Annotated in this window: 16 protein-coding genes; 7 read left to right on the forward strand and 9 right to left on the reverse strand. The window is 64.0% G+C overall.

Features of this window, described 5'->3' with window-relative positions:
• Position 1 precedes the first annotated feature (1 nt).
• Positions 2–2,293 (reverse strand): glycogen debranching protein GlgX, encoded by a 2,292-nt coding sequence (glgX, locus tag ACQR3T_RS20515; protein WP_032379025.1) that lies wholly within the window; start codon positions 2,291–2,293, stop codon positions 2–4.
• Positions 2,294–2,349: 56 nt separating this feature from the next.
• Positions 2,350–4,485 carry an acyltransferase family protein gene (locus tag ACQR3T_RS20520; RefSeq protein WP_428694656.1) on the reverse strand — a complete coding sequence of 712 codons (2,136 nt, stop codon included), beginning with the start codon at positions 4,483–4,485 and terminating at the stop codon, positions 2,350–2,352.
• A 257-nt stretch (positions 4,486–4,742) separates the two neighbouring features.
• Here ACQR3T_RS20520 and ACQR3T_RS20525 point away from each other — a divergent pair, with 257 nt between their 5' ends.
• Positions 4,743–5,951 carry an MFS transporter gene (locus ACQR3T_RS20525; RefSeq protein ID WP_428694657.1) on the forward strand — a complete coding sequence of 403 codons (1,209 nt, stop codon included), beginning with the start codon at positions 4,743–4,745 and terminating at the stop codon, positions 5,949–5,951.
• Positions 5,952–6,480: 529 nt separating this feature from the next.
• Here the strand turns inward: ACQR3T_RS20525 and ACQR3T_RS20530 are convergent.
• Positions 6,481–7,284 (reverse strand): MerR family transcriptional regulator, encoded by an 804-nt coding sequence (locus tag ACQR3T_RS20530; protein ID WP_428694658.1) that lies wholly within the window; start codon positions 7,282–7,284, stop codon positions 6,481–6,483.
• Between the two features lie 68 nt (positions 7,285–7,352).
• On the opposite strand from ACQR3T_RS20530, the gene ACQR3T_RS20535 reads away from it, so the two are divergent.
• The gene (locus ACQR3T_RS20535) at positions 7,353–8,300 is read left to right on the forward strand and encodes a sensor domain-containing diguanylate cyclase (protein ID WP_428694659.1); all 948 of its coding nucleotides are present in this window, start codon (positions 7,353–7,355) and stop codon (positions 8,298–8,300) included.
• A gap of 3 nt (positions 8,301–8,303) precedes the next feature.
• On the opposite strand, the gene ACQR3T_RS20540 is transcribed toward ACQR3T_RS20535, so the two are convergent.
• Complete coding sequence (locus tag ACQR3T_RS20540) at positions 8,304–8,900, reverse strand: CHAP domain-containing protein (protein ID WP_428694660.1); 597 nt, start codon at positions 8,898–8,900, stop codon at positions 8,304–8,306.
• Positions 8,901–8,947: 47 nt separating this feature from the next.
• On the opposite strand from ACQR3T_RS20540, the gene ACQR3T_RS20545 reads away from it, so the two are divergent.
• Positions 8,948–9,727 (forward strand): SIR2 family NAD-dependent protein deacylase, encoded by a 780-nt coding sequence (locus ACQR3T_RS20545; RefSeq protein ID WP_428694661.1) that lies wholly within the window; start codon positions 8,948–8,950, stop codon positions 9,725–9,727.
• A 47-nt stretch (positions 9,728–9,774) separates the two neighbouring features.
• Here the strand turns inward: ACQR3T_RS20545 and ACQR3T_RS20550 are convergent, their stop codons facing one another.
• The 4 genes from ACQR3T_RS20550 to ACQR3T_RS20565 form a co-directional block, all read right to left on the reverse strand.
• Positions 9,775–10,845 (reverse strand): hypothetical protein, encoded by a 1,071-nt coding sequence (locus ACQR3T_RS20550; RefSeq protein WP_428694662.1) that lies wholly within the window; start codon positions 10,843–10,845, stop codon positions 9,775–9,777.
• A complete protein-coding gene (locus tag ACQR3T_RS20555) occupies positions 10,842–11,702 on the reverse strand; it encodes an ABC transporter ATP-binding protein (protein ID WP_428694663.1) in 861 nt (286 codons plus the stop codon). The genes ACQR3T_RS20550 and ACQR3T_RS20555 overlap by 4 nt, the downstream gene beginning before the upstream one ends.
• The gene (locus ACQR3T_RS20560; protein ID WP_032379018.1) at positions 11,699–12,100 is read right to left on the reverse strand and encodes a GntR family transcriptional regulator; all 402 of its coding nucleotides are present in this window, start codon (positions 12,098–12,100) and stop codon (positions 11,699–11,701) included. Before ACQR3T_RS20560 ends, ACQR3T_RS20555 begins: the two co-directional genes overlap by 4 nt.
• Before the next feature lie 70 nt (positions 12,101–12,170).
• The gene (locus tag ACQR3T_RS20565; RefSeq protein WP_428694664.1) at positions 12,171–12,551 is read right to left on the reverse strand and encodes a helix-turn-helix transcriptional regulator; all 381 of its coding nucleotides are present in this window, start codon (positions 12,549–12,551) and stop codon (positions 12,171–12,173) included.
• 62 nt (positions 12,552–12,613) lie between these two features.
• Here ACQR3T_RS20565 and ACQR3T_RS20570 point away from each other — a divergent pair, with 62 nt between their 5' ends.
• The gene (locus ACQR3T_RS20570; RefSeq protein WP_428694665.1) at positions 12,614–13,003 is read left to right on the forward strand and encodes a hypothetical protein; all 390 of its coding nucleotides are present in this window, start codon (positions 12,614–12,616) and stop codon (positions 13,001–13,003) included.
• Between the two features lie 55 nt (positions 13,004–13,058).
• Here the strand turns inward: ACQR3T_RS20570 and ACQR3T_RS20575 are convergent, their stop codons facing one another.
• Positions 13,059–13,628 (reverse strand): TetR/AcrR family transcriptional regulator, encoded by a 570-nt coding sequence (locus tag ACQR3T_RS20575; RefSeq protein ID WP_428694666.1) that lies wholly within the window; start codon positions 13,626–13,628, stop codon positions 13,059–13,061.
• Between the two features lie 76 nt (positions 13,629–13,704).
• Between ACQR3T_RS20575 and ACQR3T_RS20580 the strand changes: the two genes are divergently transcribed.
• The 3 genes from ACQR3T_RS20580 to ACQR3T_RS20590 all read left to right on the forward strand — a co-directional run bounded on the left by ACQR3T_RS20580 (position 13,705) and on the right by ACQR3T_RS20590 (position 17,055).
• Positions 13,705–14,277, forward strand: a complete 573-nt coding sequence (locus ACQR3T_RS20580) for a dihydrofolate reductase family protein (RefSeq protein WP_032403972.1) — start codon at positions 13,705–13,707, stop codon at positions 14,275–14,277.
• A gap of 74 nt (positions 14,278–14,351) precedes the next feature.
• Complete coding sequence (gene secA2, locus ACQR3T_RS20585) at positions 14,352–16,655, forward strand: accessory Sec system translocase SecA2 (RefSeq protein ID WP_428694667.1); 2,304 nt, start codon at positions 14,352–14,354, stop codon at positions 16,653–16,655.
• A complete protein-coding gene (locus ACQR3T_RS20590) occupies positions 16,648–17,055 on the forward strand; it encodes an META domain-containing protein (protein WP_428694668.1) in 408 nt (135 codons plus the stop codon). The genes secA2 and ACQR3T_RS20590 overlap by 8 nt, the downstream gene beginning before the upstream one ends.
• Positions 17,056–17,065: the final 10 nt, after the last annotated feature.

Below are 17,065 nucleotides of genomic sequence, written 5' to 3' on the forward strand. Positions count from 1 at the left end.
GTCAGGCAGTCTTTCGTAGAACGAGCAAGGAACGAGCGGTGACTTCCACCGGTGTACCCGCTTCTATCGATTTCTCACCCGCTCCCGTTCGGGCTGCTGTGTCCAAGGCGACCGTCCACTCCTTGGCGTAGTTCCCGTCCGGGGTCACGAACTCGAGCGTCTCGTGATGTGCGTTGAAGCACAACAGGAACGAGTCGTCCACCACTCGCTCACCGCGCTGATTCGGTTCCGGAATTCCTTCGCCGTTGAGGAACACGGTCAGCGACTTGCCGAAGCCGCTGTCCCAGTCCTCGGGCGTCATCTCTTCGCCCGCCGGGGTCAGCCAGGCGATGTCTCGTGCCTGCTCACCGGTTCGGATGGGACGGCCCTCGAAGAACCGGCGCCGGCGGAACACCGGGTGCTCGGCGCGCAAGGCGATGGCGTTGCGCGTGAACTCGATCAGTTCCGCGTTGGTCTCGGCCAACGACCAGTCCATCCATGCCAGTTCGGAGTCCTGGCAGTAGACGTTGTTGTTGCCCTGCTGTGTTCGTGCCATCTCGTCGCCGTGAGCGATCATCGGCGTACCTTGGCTGAGCAGCAACGTCGCCATGATGTTGCGGATCTGGCGGGCACGCAGATCCAGGATCTCCGGGTCGTCGGTCGGCCCCTCGACGCCGCAGTTCCAGGATCGGTTGTGGCTCTCGCCGTCGTTGTTGCCCTCACCGTTGGCCTCGTTGTGCTTGTCGTTGTACGAGACCAGGTCGTTGAGGGTGAACCCGTCGTGGGCAATGACGAAGTTGATGCTGGCTCCGGGGCGACGACCGTTCGACTCGTACAGATCCGAGGATCCGGTCAGCCTCGACGCGAACTCGCCCAGCGTCGCGGGCTCCCCGCGCCAGTAGTCACGCACAGTGTCGCGGTACTTGCCGTTCCACTCCGTCCACAGGCCGGGGAAGTTGCCGACCTGGTAGCCACCCTCACCGATGTCCCAGGGCTCGGCGATCAGCTTCACCTGGCTGACGACCGGGTCCTGCTGAACGAGATCGAAGAATGCACTGAGGCGATCGACGTCGTGCAGTTCGCGAGCCAACGTGGATGCGAGGTCGAATCGGAACCCGTCGACGTGCATCTCGGTCACCCAGTAGCGCAACGAGTCCATGATCAGCTGCAGCGTGTGCGGGTGCCGGGCGTTGAGACTGTTGCCGGTACCGGTGTAGTCCATGTAGTGCTCGAGATCGCCGTCGACGAGCCGGTAGTACGCCGCGTTGTCGATGCCGCGGAAGCTGATGGTCGGGCCCATGTGATTGCCCTCGGCGGTGTGGTTGTAGACCACGTCGAGGATCACCTCGATGCCGGCGGCGTGGAACGAGCGAACCATGGCCTTGAACTCGGTGACCGCCGCACCGGGGGACTGCAGTGAGGAATATTCCGCGTGCGGGGCCAGGAAGCCGAATGTGTTGTAGCCCCAGTAGTTTCGCAGTCCCTTGTCCAGCAGAACCTGATCCTGCATGAACTGGTGCACCGGCATCAGTTCGATGGCCGTGACTCCGAGGTGGTTGAGGTGATCGATGATCGCCGGATGCGCCAGCCCGGCGTAGGTGCCGCGCTCGGCCTCGGGAATGTCGGGGTGGTTGATCGTCATGCCCTTGACATGGGCCTCGTAGATCACGGTCTCGTGGTACGGGCGTTTGGGGGCGCGATCCGCCTGCCAATCGAAGAACGGGTTGATCACGACGGTGGTCATCGTGTGACCTAGCGAATCATGCTGGGGGAAATCGTTGTTCGGCACGTCGTCGTGCGCGATGGGAGCTTCCTCGATGATCTCGTCGTCGGGATCGGCAAGATCGGTGGCGTCCTCGAACGGGGCCTCGGCGTCGAGTGAATCCGCGGATTCGTCGTCGATCTGTACCTCGGCCTCGGGTTCGGGAGCGGGCGCGTCCATGTTGTACGAGAACAGCGATCGGTCGCCGTCGAACGATCCCTCGAACGCCTTGCCGTACGGATCCACGAGCAGCTTGCTCGGGTCGCAGCGATGCCCGGCTGCCGGATCCCACGGGCCGTGAACGCGGTAGCCGTAGCGCTGACCCGGTACCACGGTGGGTAGATATGCGTGCCAGACGTAGCCGTCGGACTCCTCGAAACGGATGCGGGTCTCGGTTCCGTCGTCGGCGATCAAGCACAGATCCACGGCCTCCGCGACCTCGGAAAACAGTGCGAAATTGGTTCCTGCTCCGTCGTAGGTCGCGCCGAGCGGATAGGCGGATCCCGGCCATACTGCGATGGCAGGCGTGTCGTCGGAGGCTTCGTGCAGCATGTATCAACCCTACTGTGGCCGGTGGGCCCGGGCTTACCGAGCGCGAGGCGCTCGGCTCACGGTCCGGCCCACCACCCGGTGGCCGATCCGACCTGCCGTCCCAGCTCGGTGGTCAGAGTTCGCACGTAGGTCGCAGTGAGATGATGCTCGTCACGGTAGACGAGTACGTTGCCTTGCTCGACGCGGCACACGGTGGCGTCGCAGACTGCATCGGACAAGTCGAGAGCGGAGAACCCGGGGAGCCGGAACGAGGCCGCAAGCGCGGGATTGACGGGGTCGAGTGCTTCGTCCCGTGGAATGCCGCACGAGGTGGCATCGCCGCCGTCGGCCAGGCAATCGATCGCCCGGTACGCGAGCCACGGGGTGTCCCGAACACCCAGAATTCCGACACCGTCCGCAGCGAGTTGCTGCCACACCGCGGCGTACCAGGTGGGGGTGTAATCGCCGGGGAAGTCCTCCCGCGGGCGGGTGGCGGTGGTGAACACGTAGGCAGGTTCCATCGCTGCGACGTCGGCGAGCACGGTCTGCGTCCAGTCGAGACAATCCGGGTATTCGTTGGGGCCGAGCATCGGCATCGTGTCGATGCTCAACGGGCAGCCCATCTTCAGGAATGTGACGACCTTGAACCCGTGCTGGAGTCCGAGTGCGTCGAGGGCCGTCACCCAGTGCTCGGCGTGTGAGCTGCCCGCCAGCACGATGGTTCGGTTCGCGTCGAGGTCGCCGTAGCTACACGAGACCGCATCGCGTGTTTCGAAGTCGGCGATGCAGCCTTCGAGGGTGGTGGCGGGGAGGTCCTCGGGAGCCGAGTACAGCGGGGGACGGACGGCGGCCGGCTCGGCGCGAATCCCGTCGGTCAGTTCGAGCGCCCCCGGGTGAGTCAGTTCGTCGACCGATTCATCGGCCTGCACCGCGGTGATCGACCGGTCGATGTAGACGTTCCATCCGACCGAACCGGCCGTGACGGTGAGCGCGGCGATCCCCGCGCAGGCAGTGACCGCGATGCGTCCCGGCGTGAACGTGCTCGACTGCGTGGGGCGCTCGACCAGGCGCACGGTCAGCCATGCGAGTGCGACCGACGCCCCGACGATGCCGAGACCCCCGAGCGCGTCTGCATGGGATCTGCCGGTGGCCGACAAGTAGAAGATCAGCAGCGGCCAGTGCCACAGATACAGCGGAAATGCGATCGATCCGACCCAGGCGAAGAAACGGTTGGAGAGCGTTGCCGCGACGGCGGTCTCGGACCCGGCGACGATCAACGCGAGGGTCGCGAGCACCGGAATCAAAGCCAGGGGACCGGGAAACGCAGTCACTCCGTCGACGACGAAACCGCACGCGACGATGACGGTCATGCCGAGAACAGCCAGGACTCCGCGTGTCGTCGACGACCAGCGGGCACGTCCGGGCGAGGCGGCGGCCACCGAGGTGCTGGTTCGCGAGGCGAGCACTGCCGCCAGTGCGGCACCGAGCATGATCTCCCAGAGTCGCGCACCGGTGTCGTAGTAGTTCCATGCCTGATGCCGTCGAACGCCGTCCGCCGCGTACACGAAGGACACCACAGCGATCATGGCGAAGATCACGGCAAAGGTGCGTGGTCGAAGACTTCGTGGCCCCTCGGGTCGGGCGATGCGTCGGAGCCATGCGAGACCGAACACGACGGCAATGGCCAGCAGATAGAACTGGAACTGCACAGCGACCGACCACAGATGCTGAACGGGGCTCACCGAGGGATCGGCCGCCAAGTAGTCGTTCGCTGTTGTCGCCAGCTGCCAGTTCACGTAATAGAAGACACCGGATACGAGTTGATCACCCAGGTCTGCCCAGCGGGTGCGCGGCAGCAGGAACACCGATGCGACGGCGACTGCGAGCAGCGTGATCAGCAGCGGTGGACCCAGTCTGCGCAGCACGCGCGTGATGCGGGTGATCGGATTCAGGCTTGCCCCGGCCTCGGCCGATCGCAGTAGGGATGCGGTGAAGAAGAACCCGGACAGCGTCAGGAAGACGTCGACGCCACCCGACACGCGACCCATCCAGATGTGGAACACGACGACGAGTGCGATCGCGACGCCGCGCAAGCCATTGAGATCATGCCGTTGCGGTGGTCGACCCTGTGGGCCGGGTGCCGGAGCGGAAGCGCCCTGGACCGGTGTCGAGAAATCGGTGGCCGAGTCGCTGTCGGTCGGGTGTACATGCATGAAGGAGAAGTGGCTCCGGCTGTCGATCGACTACTCGGTCGGATGTGCGATACCGGGCAAACAATACGTGTACGCGAGGTGAAGCACTTCTCGGAGTCTGCTTCGGGGCAATAGTCCCAGTTCGGGAGCGTAGATGTTGATCCGGCACATTGCCTTCTTGCGCGGATAGAGCGCGTATGCAATTATTTGCCAAGCGCGTGCAACTACACGCGATAGCCAGATATTTACCTACGCCACTTCGTCTCAGGAGATTCGACATGCCTCTCGGCCTGCTCGCCCTCGCAATCGGAGGATTCGGCATCGGTTTGACCGAATTTGTCATCATGGGCCTACTACCGGAGGTCGCGGCCGACTTCTCGGTCACCGAAGCCACTGTCGGCTGGCTCATCACCGGATATGCGTTGTCCGTCGTCGTCGGAGCGCTGGTGGTCACCGCTGCGGTGACGCGACTTCCCCGCAAGACCGTCTTGCTTGCACTGATGTGCCTGTTCATCGCAGGCAACCTGATTTCTGCACTCTCGGGCAGCTACGACACGATGCTGCTCGGTCGTGTGGTTGCCGCACTGTGCCACGGAGCCTTCTTCGGAATCGGTGCCGTGGTCGCGGCAGGTCTGGTCGAGCCCGCAAAGAAGGCGGGAGCGATTGCCATGATGTTCGCCGGCCTCACCGCCGCCAACGTTCTCGGCGTTCCGTTCGGAACGTTCCTCGGTCAGAGCTACGGATGGCGGTCGGCGTTCTGGGCCATCACGGTGATCGGCATCGTTGCGCTGATCGGCATCGCGGCCCTCGTTCCTCGGGAAACCGGGATCGGTGAGGAGAGCGATCTGCGCCGCGAATTGCGTGCGTTCCGGTCTCCCCAGGTGTGGCTCTCCATCGCCACGACGGTGCTCGGATTCGGCGGTATGTTCGGCGCGTTCACGTATATCGCGTTCACCCTCACCGATGTCAGCGGTTTCGCGTCGAGCTCGGTGCCCTGGCTGCTCGTGCTGTTCGGTGGAGGCCTCTTCATCGGAAATTACCTCGGCGGCAGGGCCGCCGACCGCAACCTGACCGCCACGTTGCTGACGTTGCTCGGCGCGTTGACCGTCGTTCTGGTCTTCTTCGCGCTCACCGCAGAGAGTCGACCGGCAACTGTTGCCTCTCTCGTCCTCATGGGCGCTTTCGGTTTCGCGACGGTGCCGGGGCTGCAGATGCGGGTGATGTCGTTTGCGCCCGACGCACCGACGATGGCGTCCGGTGCGAACATCGCCGCGTTCAATCTCGGAAATGCGTTGGGCGCGTGGCTCGGCGGCGTGACGATCTCGGCCGGCCTCGGCTACACCTCGCCCATCTGGGCCGGATCCGGTATCACCGTGCTTGCGTTGCTGGTCCTGTTGTTCGCAACTCGTCTGCTGCGCCGCTCCACTTCGGGTGCCGCAGTGGACGGAGTGAGCGCAGCAACCAGTGCTGCGGGATCGTCCACCTGAACACCGAACGAGTGAGCGAAGCCGGATATCCGCCATCGCGGCAGGAGTGCGGGAACCACCACCTCTGCGGCACTGGACAGCTCGATATCGACCGTGGTTCCGTCCTGGTTCGGTAGGACGAGCCGGCCTCCGTCGAGAGCGGGCGACACGACGCCGTAGCGACGGTGGATACGAACCGACACGATGTTCGCACGGTCGACCCTCGCTACGACCGTGCCCGACATGCGCAGAACGAGGGCTTCGGGTGAGAGAACATGCGGGTGCGCCCGAGCCAGGGCGACCGCTGACGCGAGTAGCACCAGGGACGCCACCGACGCGGCTGCGACCAGCGCACTGAGCCACAGCCACGGAATCAGCAGGTGCAGAACGACCATCTCGATCACGGTGGCAGCACCGAACATCAGGGGTAATCCGAGTGTTCCGCGGGTAGCAGTGAACACGGCCGCGTCCGCAGCGATCGGCGCGTGCTGCCCGCGCGTCCAGAGCGCCAACGAGTGCCATCTACCGACCTGGACAGGGAAGTCGACCGTCATCGGGTGCCTCCGGAGCGTGGGTGTTCGGTCGTCTGCAGGCGTGTGGTGGCGCGGACGATCACGGTGCGCTGGGCCGGATCGGGCAGGATGTCGTCGATACTCAGCGAACCGATCTCCTCGGTGTCCACAGTGGTATCGGACGGATCGGAGGCGAGTGAATCGAGATCGAACATCGACTCCAGCTCTGCGGCGAGCGACGCGATATCGCTCTCGGCCTCGGCCGGATTTCGGCCCTCCAGTGCGCTGAACCTGCGGAGAAGTCCGAGGTACCTCTGACGAAGGCTGTGGTCGCCGAGTGTGGTGGTCACCGTCTCGAAGAACGATGCGGGAACGGCGCCCGATATCGCCATCACCTCGAGTAGATCGCGTTCACGGATCAATGCTTCTCGGTCCGTCTCCGCGGAAGTGCCGATCAGCGCGCTCAGGGCGTCGGCAACCTCGCGCGGAAGAGCGGTCAGCTGGCGATGCTCGACTGCGTCGTTCAGCAGTGCCGACAGGCGGATGTGCTTGCGCGCGAGCGCGGACTGCTCCCGTTCCAAACCGACGAGAAGCGCCCTGAGATCGGCGACCACATCGGTCTCGCCCGCCGGAGACTCACCGAGGGCGGCGGCTATCTCGCCGAGTGGCATCCCGCAGTCGGCCAGCCACCGGATTCTCATCAGACGAACCACGTCGTCGATCGTGTATTCGCGATATCCGTTGGACAGACGGCGCGGCTCGTCGAGCAGGCCGAGGCGGTGGTAATGACGCACCGTTCGCGGTGTCGTTCCGACGGCCTCCGCCAGAGATCCGATTCTCATGTGTTCAGTGTGAACCTTGACGCTACGTCAACGTCAAGACCGTCTGCCTCGCCTTCCCAGGGCCGGGCGTGGCAGCGCGGCGTATCGTCGGGTCGTCGTGTGAGTCGTCGTGGCTCGCACCGTTCGAGGAAGAGACCTGGCTGAAGATGGTCGACGCCGATCGTTGGTACCGGGAGATGTTCGAGGCCAGCACGGTCGGGTTGGCGCTCGCCGACGAAGACGGACTGCTCGTTCTCGCCAACGAGGCCTACGCAGCCATCGTCGGATGTCCTCGTGAGCGCCTGCCCGGCAGATCTTCTCGTGAATTCACCCATCCCGACGACCTGGCCCAGCACGCCGCCATGGAGCAGATCATGGACGACGCGAAGACTCGAGGGGAATCGGTTCACGTCGAGAAGCGATACCTGCATGCCGACGGCACAGTCCGGTGGGGTTGGATCTCGGCCAGCGAGGTTCCTGGGCCGGAGGGACAACGGTGGACGATGGCCGTTGTGCACGACATCACCGATCGAAGGCGCGTCGAGGAAGACCTGCGCGTGGCCGCACAGACCGACGCCCTCACCGGACTGCTCAATCGGCGCGGATGGCGAGATCGGTTGCACCAGTTGACCACACCGCCGGGGGCCGAGGGCACGGTAGCGCTCGCCATGATCGATTTCGACCGCTTCAAGCTGTACAACGACAGGTACGGCCACGGCCGCGGTGATCAACTGTTGGTTCGGTTCTCCGCTGCTGCGGCAGATCTGCTCGGTGGCCGAGCCTCGATCGCGAGATGGGGTGGGGAGGAGTTCGCTCTCGCGATGCCGGGAGTGGGATCGACGACGATGGCGGCCGTGCTGACCGAGCTTGCCGCCGTGGTTCCCGACCGGCAGACGTTCTCCGCGGGGCACACGACGTTGCGGCGAGGCGAATCCGTGGACGACTGTTTCGATCGCGCAGACATGTTGCTCTTTCAGGCCAAGCGAGATGGTGGCGCGCGATCGTACAGCGACGGAAGCCGCCGATCCGGCGAGTGAGCGTCAGCTCGCCAGTCGGCCGAATCCGACCACGCCGGAGTCGGATCCGTAGTGCAAAGTGTGAACTCGGATCTTGCCGGCCTCGTTCCCACCGACGGTGACGGCCTCGTCGCCGTCGACCGCCACGATCACGTTCGTGTGTTGGCCGATCCAACTGGTGTTGTCGTAGAGCACCACGTCGCCCACCGCCGGCGTGTAGCTACCGACAGCCTCGAATCGGCCCTGCTCCTGGTAGTACTCCTGCAGGGTGTAGACGCCGGGTATGCGCCACGAACCGGAATTGGGGTTCGACAGCGGCATATCCGCTTCCTTCATGATCCAACTGACGAAGTCGGCACACCAGGCTTCGTCCACACCCTCGGCATAGAACGTTCCCGGGCGCTGCTGCTCGTGCTCGGTGCGCAACAGTTCCACCACCCGGGCCTGATCGGCGGTCAGCTCACCGGTGTTCACCTCGGGAAATGCCTCGGTGTCCCACGGGAGGTATCGGCTCGGGGCCAGCCACAGAACACCAACGACCGCAACCACGACGACGGCCGTGCAGGCTGCCACCCACAGCGGCCACCGTCGTCGGGTTCGCGAGGCGGTATCGATGCTCATGCGACCACGGTAGCGCGACGGGTAACACCGCTCGGCACAATGACTGTGTGACCGCTTCCGAGAATCTGCATCCCGTTACCGTTCCGGAATCCATCGTGGACTCCGCGCGCCGAGCATCGCGCATCGCCGTACTCACGGGCGCAGGCATGTCCGCCGAGTCGGGGATCGCAACATTCCGGGACGCCCAGACCGGGTTGTGGAAGGACTTCGACCCCAAGGATCTCGCCAGTCCCGAGGGCTGGACGGCCGACAGTGATCTGGTGTGGGGCTGGTACCGATGGCGAGCGGAACTGGTCCGACGCTCCGAGCCCAACGCCGGTCACGTGGCACTCGCGCAATGGCAGCACCGAGCGCACGTCGACATCGCTACCCAGAATGTCGACGACCTCCACGAGAGAGCCGGAGCCACGGTGTTGTCACATGTGCACGGGTCTCTGTTCGAGCCGTATTGCAGCGACTGTGGGACGCGAGCAGCACTCGACGCCGGTGCCGCCGACGCACCGGCCGAGGAGGACCAGCGGGTTCCGCCGCCGGAATGTCCGTTGTGCGGCGGGCTGATTCGGCCGGGCGCGGTGTGGTTCGGCGAATCGCTGCCCGAGGCCGCGTGGGACGCGGCCGAGGACGCCGTCCGACGTGCCGACCTCGTTCTCGTTGTCGGCACGTCGGGAGTCGTGTACCCGTTCGCGGGACTGCCTGCGATCGCTCGTAGCGCCGGGGCCACGGTAGTGGAGATCAACCCGGTCGAGACCGAGGTCTCGGACATGGCCGATCACCGGTGGCGCACCACTGCGGCGGTGGGATTACCGGCCCTCGTTGCGCGACTGTGAACGCCGAAACACGCTGTCGCCGTGGCCGTTGCACCGACCGCTCGGCCTCAGGGCCGCAGTCTCTTGACGAGTAGCAGCGACAGTCCTCCGAGTAGACCGGCGATCAGCAGCGTCAGAGCTGTCTCGATCGCCTGGAACCGCCAGAACAATCGATCCTCGTGGTACTTCGTCTCGAAGGCTTCGGCACCCTGACCACTGATGCAGTCGAGTTGTAGGCCCTTGATCCGTTCGAGTAGCAGGTTCGAGTATTCCTCGTACTCGGCGACCGTCTCGAATTCGCTCATGTCTCGACGGTTCTCGAGTTGGGCGCATTGTTGCCAGTCGATCGCCACGGGTTGTCCACTCGAATCGACATAGTCGGACGAAAAAACCCAACGCGCATAGAAAAGGTCACTCGAGTCGAGTGGCAGAAAGAAGTCCGGGGTACCGCCGCCGTACATCTCGTTACTTTTCTGCTCCAGGGTCAGCTCGTCGACGGACGCCGCCGCGTAGTGCTCCCGAATCTGCGTGGGGAACAACGCGATCAGTAGCGAGGTCGCGATGACGGTCCCTACCATCGCTGCCACTGTGTTTCGTAGAGCCAATGCAAGGGCCGCGCCGAGCATCAATCCGACGGCGGTGTACCCACCTGCGACGAATCCCGTTGCACCGAAAACCGGAAACTCGAGGGCCGAATCGTATCCGCCGAACGAGACGGCGAACTCATCGGGCACGGTCTGGTACTTGGCCCAGTACAAAGCGCATCCGAGCAGCGTCATGGCGAGCACAGTGGGCACGAACACCACGGCGACACGCGTCGTGTACCACCGCCGTCGGCTGACCGACTGGGTCAAACCGAGAACGTGAGTTCGGCGTTCGAGGTCGCGAGAGAACACGGTCACGCCGACGAAGGCTCCCAGTGCCACCGGTAGGACAACGGTCAGCAGAATCGCCAGAGCCTGCGCGGTCTCGGCCCTGCACCCCGTGTCATCGAACGAGAAGCATCCACGGAGAGCAGCAGTGGGAAAAACGCCACCGTCGATCAGCGTGATCGCAATCGTGATGGCCGCCAACAACAGTGGCGTCAGGACCCCGAACAGAATTGTCGCGCGGAATTGTCTCCATGTCACCCAGATCATGCCGCTACCTCCGCACCGAGGTGTGCGAGTACGACGTCGTCCACGGTGGCGTCCTCGAGGGTCCAGCCCGGTCGCGCTGTCTCCGGTCGAGTGCCGTGGACGACGAATACTGCTGCATTGGAACCGGATACGTCGGAGATGATGGTTCCGTTGTCAACAGTGGGTTCGGCCTCGGTGCTACCGACGAGCAGGTAGTGCTCGGCGGTGATGGTATCCAGTTCACCGTCGAGTCGAATGCGGCCGTTGCGCAACAGGAGTAGTCGGTCGGCGACGTCGACCAGTTCCGACAACACGTGCGACGACAGCACGATGCTCGTGCCGTTCTCGGCCGCGTCGCGCATCAATGTCCGGGCCACAGCACGGCGGGCAACCGGATCCAGATCTGCAAGAGGCTCGTCGAGCAGCAGTACCTCCGGTCGGCGACCCAGAGCCAAGGCCAGCGCGACCCGGGTGCGGTGGCCGGGAGAGAGTGACTTGACGCGTGCCGAGACGGCTATCCCCGCTGCGTCCACGAGTTCTGCCGCATACGCATCGTCCCAGTGCACGTTGGTGTTTCGGCCGAAGCGGAGCGTATCGGCGACAGTGAAGTGTGGATAGAGAGGTTTGTGCTGAGCGAGGTAGGAGAGGCCGGGCGCGATGCCGCGTTGGCCCACGGCTTCGCCCAGTACTCGAATGTTCCCGGAGTCCGGTGTGAGCAGTCCGACCGCCAACGACATCAGAGTCGACTTGCCTGCGCCGTTGGAGCCGACCAACGCTGTGACGCTTCCTCTTTCGATGGCAAACGAGCAGTGGTCGAGGACGGTCTTTCGGCGGAACGACTTGACCACCTCGTCCATGGTGAGAACTGCGTCGGTCATGATCCGTCTCTTTCCGGTCGGTCGAAGTGGGTGTCGAGGGCAGCGGTGACGATGGCCTCGAGGTCCGGTCTGTCCAGTCCTGCTGCCAGGCAATGGCGAATCCAGCGGCTCAGTTCGTTCTCAAGGGCCGATCGTTCGGCCATACCGGGTTTCGCCAGGGAGGCGACGACGAAGGTTCCCGATCCGGTCCGTGGTTCGACCAGGCCTTCTCGCTCGAGTTCGCGGTAGGCCTTGAGCACGGTGTTCGGGTTGATGGCGAGCGCCGTGACCACGTCTTTCGCCGTCGGGAGCTTGTCGCCGACAGTGAGTGATCCGAGGCGCAGGGCCTGTTTGGTCTGCAGTATCAGTTGGACATATGTAGGGATGCCGGACTGACGATCGATACGGTAAGCGATCACCAGGACCCTTTCACTAGTTGATTAGTGGAAGACGATAATGCGGAGTCGTCTGTTTGTCCAGGTTTTGCGGTCAGTGGATGGTCAGGGCATCGATGAGTGCGCTCATTGCCGATGCGGCACTGTCGGTTTCGGTGGGTCCCAGGGCGGCGAGACTAGCGATGAGGGCTGCTATCTCCGGGACGGTCAGACGCACAGGACGTGGACCGGGCACACTCGCCAGCCGTGATCCGCCGTGCACACCCGAGGCCGCATCGATGGGTACGCCGGATTCACGCAATCGGGCGAGATCGCGCTCGACCGTGCGCACGCTCACTCGCAATCGCTGCGCAAGTTCGGGTGAGGTCAGCGGCATCGCTGCCGAACTCAGCCACTCGACGATCCGTTGCTGGCGCACGACGCGACGCAGGGTGAGGGCGCTGTCGAGCGAGTGGGGCGAGGTCTCCTTGGGCACTGTTCGAATTCTTCCCGATTCCCGACACCGACCTGACGGGAATGAGTCGTACCGTTCTCGGTATGACCTCCGAAACGGAAACGATCGACCGCTTCTTCGCTCGCTACACGGGGTATCTGACCTCGGGTGATCTCGACAATCTGGCAGAGATCTACAACTACCCTGCGCTGGCTGTGACGGCGCGAGGCTGCGCAGCTATCACCGCGCCTCAGCAAACACGAGAGTTCTTCGAGCAGGGGCAGGCCTACTATCGATCGCGCGGAGTACAGGGCGTACGAGCACGCGACATCGTCACCGAGATCGAGGTGCCGGGGGTGTGGGTCGGTCATCTGCTTCTGGAGAACCTCGACTCCGACGGCCTGCCGGTGGGAACCGAGCGCAATGCCTATCAGGTGGTGACGGCCGAGGACGGTACTCGTCGAATCGCGGTGACAACGCCCCTCGACGCCTAGGGGCGGTGGTCGTGTGCGCCCGAGTCGCCGATCCTGGACTGGTTTCGGTAAGCGATCAGGGGTGGAGAAGACCCGCAACCAGGGCGTCGACAACCTCGTCCGTCGAGGTGTTCGGATCGATCGGGTAGGTCAGGCGGTCGAGCAGAAGTCCGTCGATCGCGTAGTGGAAGAGTGCGACTTCCTTACGACCCCCGGGTAATCCTGCGGCGAGGTTGAATTCGACGTCGGCGGAGAAATTCGAGTGCTGCCAGCTGCCGAGCATCTCCTTGATCTCCGGCCGTCTCGATGCCTCGAGCCGCAGCTCGAACAGCGCGAGTGTCACGTCGCTGTTCGCGAGGAGTCGGGCGACGATGTCGCGGATGTACGCGCCGAACAGCTCGGGGCTGGGGGGTTGCGCAGCGAGTGGTTCGTGGACCTCGGCGTCGGGGGCGAGTCTCTCGCCGATCCGCTCGATCAGTCCGGCAATGATTTCGGTGCGGGTCTTGAAATAGTTCGATGCCGTTCCCTTGGGCACAGCTGCTTCCTCGTCGATCGCGCGGTGGGTCAGTCCGCGCGCTCCTTCCGCGGCGAGCAGGCGAAGTCCGGCGTCGGCCAGTTCGGAGCGTCGTAGTGGGTTGCGAGCCATGAAAACAGACTAGCGGAACCACTACGGATGTCGTAGTCTAAAACAACCACTACACCCGTCGTGATCGGAGAAGCTCATGCGTGAACTGGTCTATTACGTCGCCGTCAGTCTTGATGGCTACATCGCTGCCCCCGACGACTCCTTCGCCGACTTCCCGATGCACGGCGACCACATCGACATGATCCTGCGTGAGTACACCGACACCATTCCGACGCTGGGCCTTCGGGCGACGGGCCTGACCCCCGACCTGAGTCGTTTCGACACCGTGCTCATGGGGTGGAACACGTACAAGGCCGGTGGAATCCATCCCCCGGAGGGTCCGTACGGCCACCTGAAGCAGTACGTTTTCTCGCGCGATCACTCGGGCGTGGAAGCGGCCGTGACGCTCACCGGTGAAGATCCCGTAGCGGTCGTGCGAAAGCTGAAGAGCGAGAATGGAAGTGGGATCTGGCTGGCCGGGGGAGGGATGTTGGCGTCGGCTGTGGCGGGCGAAATCGACAGGCTGATCCTCAAGGTGAACCCGATCCTCCTCGGCTCGGGTAAGCGTCTCTTCGCCGAGCGTGCGTACTCACCGATCCGAAGTCGCCTCGTGGCCAGTACCCCCTTCGAGTCCGGGGTGGTGGTGAACGAGTACACGGTCGATCGATGATGTGGAACCGAGGACGACGTCACACTCGGTACTGTGGAAAGGAACGTTCTTTCTTTCTCAGGTAGGGATTGCACATGGCTTTGGGCTCCGACCGGTTCTGGCGTGTACTCGGACGCTCCGCGCAGAAGGCGCAGAGCACGTCCCGTCAGCACGTCGACCGAGCCCAGGAGCACGCCGAGTGGGCGGCCGCTCTGGACGACAGCGACTTGGCGACAGAGGCGACCGCACTTCGCGTCGACAACACAGCGCGGCTCGATGTTCCGCGGTACCTCGCGTTGGTGCGAGAGGCGAGTGAGCGAACACTGTCCATGCGGCCCTTCGATGTCCAGCTCCACGGTGCCGTGCGACTTCTCGCCGGCGACGTGGTGGAGATGGCGACCGGTGAGGGCAAGACGTTGGCCGGCGCCATCGCTGCCGTTGGGTACGTCTTGTCCGGGCGCGCGGTGCACGTCATCTCGGTCAACGACTTCCTTGCGCAACGCGATGCACAGTGGATGAAGCCGTTGTTCGAGGTTCTGGGTATCACGGTCGGTTCCATCGGTGAGGCGTCGAGCGCGCAGGAGCGTCGCACCGCCTATGCCTGCGACATCACGTACGCCTCGGTCAACGAGGTCGGCTTCGACGTCCTGCGTGATCATCTGGTGAACGACCGACAGGATCTGGTCTCGCCCGTCCCGGACGTCGCACTGATCGACGAGGCCGACTCCGTGCTGGTCGACGAGGCGCTCGTCCCGCTGGTGTTGGCCGGTTCGGTATCGGGTGACGTCTCGACCTCGACCGTGATGGACGCAGTCCGATTGTTGGACAAGGGTGTTCACTACGACACCGATGCCGAAGGGCGGAACGTTTTCCTCACCGACGAGGGTGCCCTGCGGATCGAGAAGGAGCTCGGCGGAATCGATCTGTACTCGGAACAGCATGTCGGATCGACCCTGGTGGCGGTCAACGTGGCCCTGCACGCCCAGGTGCTGGTGCAGCGCGACGTCGATTACATCGTTCGTGACGGACGGGTTCAGCTGATCAACGCCTCGCGTGGACGCGTCGCCGAACTTCAGCGCTGGCCGGACGGGCTGCAGGCGGCGGTCGAGATCAAGGAGGGGCTTGCTCCCACCGAGACCGGCGAGATTCTCGACACGATCACCGTGCAGGCATTGATCAATCGGTACGCCACGGTGTGCGGCATGACCGGAACGGCCATGGCGGCGGGGGAGCAGCTTCGGACGTTCTACAGCCTCGGGGTCTCGGTCATCGAGCCCAACGTGCCGACGGTGCGCGTCGACGAAAACGACCGTGTGTACAACACGATCGAGCACAAGAACGCTGCAATTGCTGTGCAGGTGAAGGAGATTCACGAGACCGGGCAGCCGATTCTCATCGGAACCCATGATGTCGCCGAGTCCGAGGCGTTGGCGGCGACTCTCACGGCCTCGGGCGTGGACGTGGTGGTGCTCAACGCGAAGAACGATGCTGAGGAGGCAGCGGTCGTCGCCGCGGCCGGAGTGCACGGCGCGGTGACGGTGTCGACTCAGATCGCCGGTCGCGGAACCGATATCAAGCTCGGTGGTCCCGACGGTGCCGATCGCGAACGTATTGCCGAGCTCGGCGGACTGTTCGTTCTCGGGACCGGTCGCCACACGACCGAGCGACTCGACAACCAGCTCCGGGGACGCGCAGGTCGACAAGGAGATCCGGGTCGTTCGCTGTTCTTCGGCAGCTGGGAGGACGACGTCGTCAAGAACAACATCGGCGACAAGGATGCTCCGAAGGGTATCGACGACAGCGGAATGTTCACCTCGCCGGCAGCGGCCGATCGTGTCGATCACGCACAACGCATCGCCGAGGGTCAGATGCTCGAAATACATTCTCGTACTTGGCGTTACAACCAGTTGACGGCTCAGCATCGTGAGATTCTGGATCGCAGTCGGGCGACGTTGCTCAACTCGGACGAGGCGTTGACCCTGCTCGAGGCGCACTCGCCGAAGCGCTCGAAGGAGCTTCGCGACACAGTCTCGGAGGAGACGCTGATCGAGGTCGCTCGCCAGATAGTTCTGTACCACCTAGATCGATCGTGGTCCGATTACCTCGCGCACCTCGCAGACGTGCGTGAGAGCATCCACCTTCGGGCATTGGGCCGCGAGAATCCGCTGGACGAGTATCACCGCATTGCGGTCGAAGCGTTCAAGACGGTGTCGTCGAAGGCGATGGATCTCTCGCACGCCACCTTCGAGTCGGCCGACATCACTTCCGACGGAATCGATCTCGACGATGCCGGTTTGCGTCGACCGACGTCGACCTGGACGTACATGGTGCACGACAACCCGTTCGCGTCCCGCGGAAATGCCGGTGCGGCCGGCCTGGGGCCGATCTTCGGTGGCTGACGCGCAGCGCGCGTTGGTCGCTCTGGCGTTGGGCGTGAGCGCGGTGGCCTCCGGGTGTGCCGACTCGTACGGCGAATTCCCGGCCGACAAGATCTACACGTCGATCGACGCTTCCGACTCCTATGCGCCGGTGGACGGAACCACGATCAGGCTCGAATTCGCCGACGACCGAATCTCGGCGGAGGCCGGGTGCAACAGATTGTTCGGCACGGTCGACACCTCGCAGGGCAGGATCACCACCGACTCTCTCGGTTCTACCCGTATGGGCTGCCCACAGGCATTGATGGATCAGGACGCGTGGCTCTCGGCATTCTTGACGTCCACGCCGCGGTGGTCTCGGAACGACGGCACCATGACCCTGGACAACGGAAGCGAACGGATCGTCTTCGCGGAGTCCTGATCGGCCGGAG

Origin of the sequence: Rhodococcus sp. IEGM1428 (genome assembly GCF_050321865.1) — a bacterium.
In the GTDB taxonomy this organism is placed as follows: domain Bacteria; phylum Actinomycetota; class Actinomycetes; order Mycobacteriales; family Mycobacteriaceae; genus Rhodococcoides.

What these genes read in the sequence shown, in the direction of transcription:
- ACQR3T_RS20580 (WP_032403972.1), top strand. Translation starts at nt 13,705, where the DNA reads ATGCGTGAACTGGTCTATTACGTCGCCGTCAGTCTTGATGGCTACATC.
- ACQR3T_RS20555 (WP_428694663.1), bottom strand. Translation starts at nt 11,702, where the DNA reads ATGACCGACGCAGTTCTCACCATGGACGAGGTGGTCAAGTCGTTCCGC.
- ACQR3T_RS20575 (WP_428694666.1), bottom strand. Translation starts at nt 13,628, where the DNA reads ATGGCTCGCAACCCACTACGACGCTCCGAACTGGCCGACGCCGGACTT.
- ACQR3T_RS20520 (WP_428694656.1), bottom strand. Translation starts at nt 4,485, where the DNA reads ATGCATGTACACCCGACCGACAGCGACTCGGCCACCGATTTCTCGACA.
- ACQR3T_RS20525 (WP_428694657.1), top strand. Translation starts at nt 4,743, where the DNA reads ATGCCTCTCGGCCTGCTCGCCCTCGCAATCGGAGGATTCGGCATCGGT.
- secA2 (WP_428694667.1), top strand. Translation starts at nt 14,352, where the DNA reads ATGGCTTTGGGCTCCGACCGGTTCTGGCGTGTACTCGGACGCTCCGCG.
- ACQR3T_RS20570 (WP_428694665.1), top strand. Translation starts at nt 12,614, where the DNA reads ATGACCTCCGAAACGGAAACGATCGACCGCTTCTTCGCTCGCTACACG.
- ACQR3T_RS20550 (WP_428694662.1), bottom strand. Translation starts at nt 10,845, where the DNA reads ATGATCTGGGTGACATGGAGACAATTCCGCGCGACAATTCTGTTCGGG.
- ACQR3T_RS20540 (WP_428694660.1), bottom strand. Translation starts at nt 8,900, where the DNA reads ATGAGCATCGATACCGCCTCGCGAACCCGACGACGGTGGCCGCTGTGG.
- ACQR3T_RS20530 (WP_428694658.1), bottom strand. Translation starts at nt 7,284, where the DNA reads ATGAGAATCGGATCTCTGGCGGAGGCCGTCGGAACGACACCGCGAACG.
- glgX (WP_032379025.1), bottom strand. Translation starts at nt 2,293, where the DNA reads ATGCTGCACGAAGCCTCCGACGACACGCCTGCCATCGCAGTATGGCCG.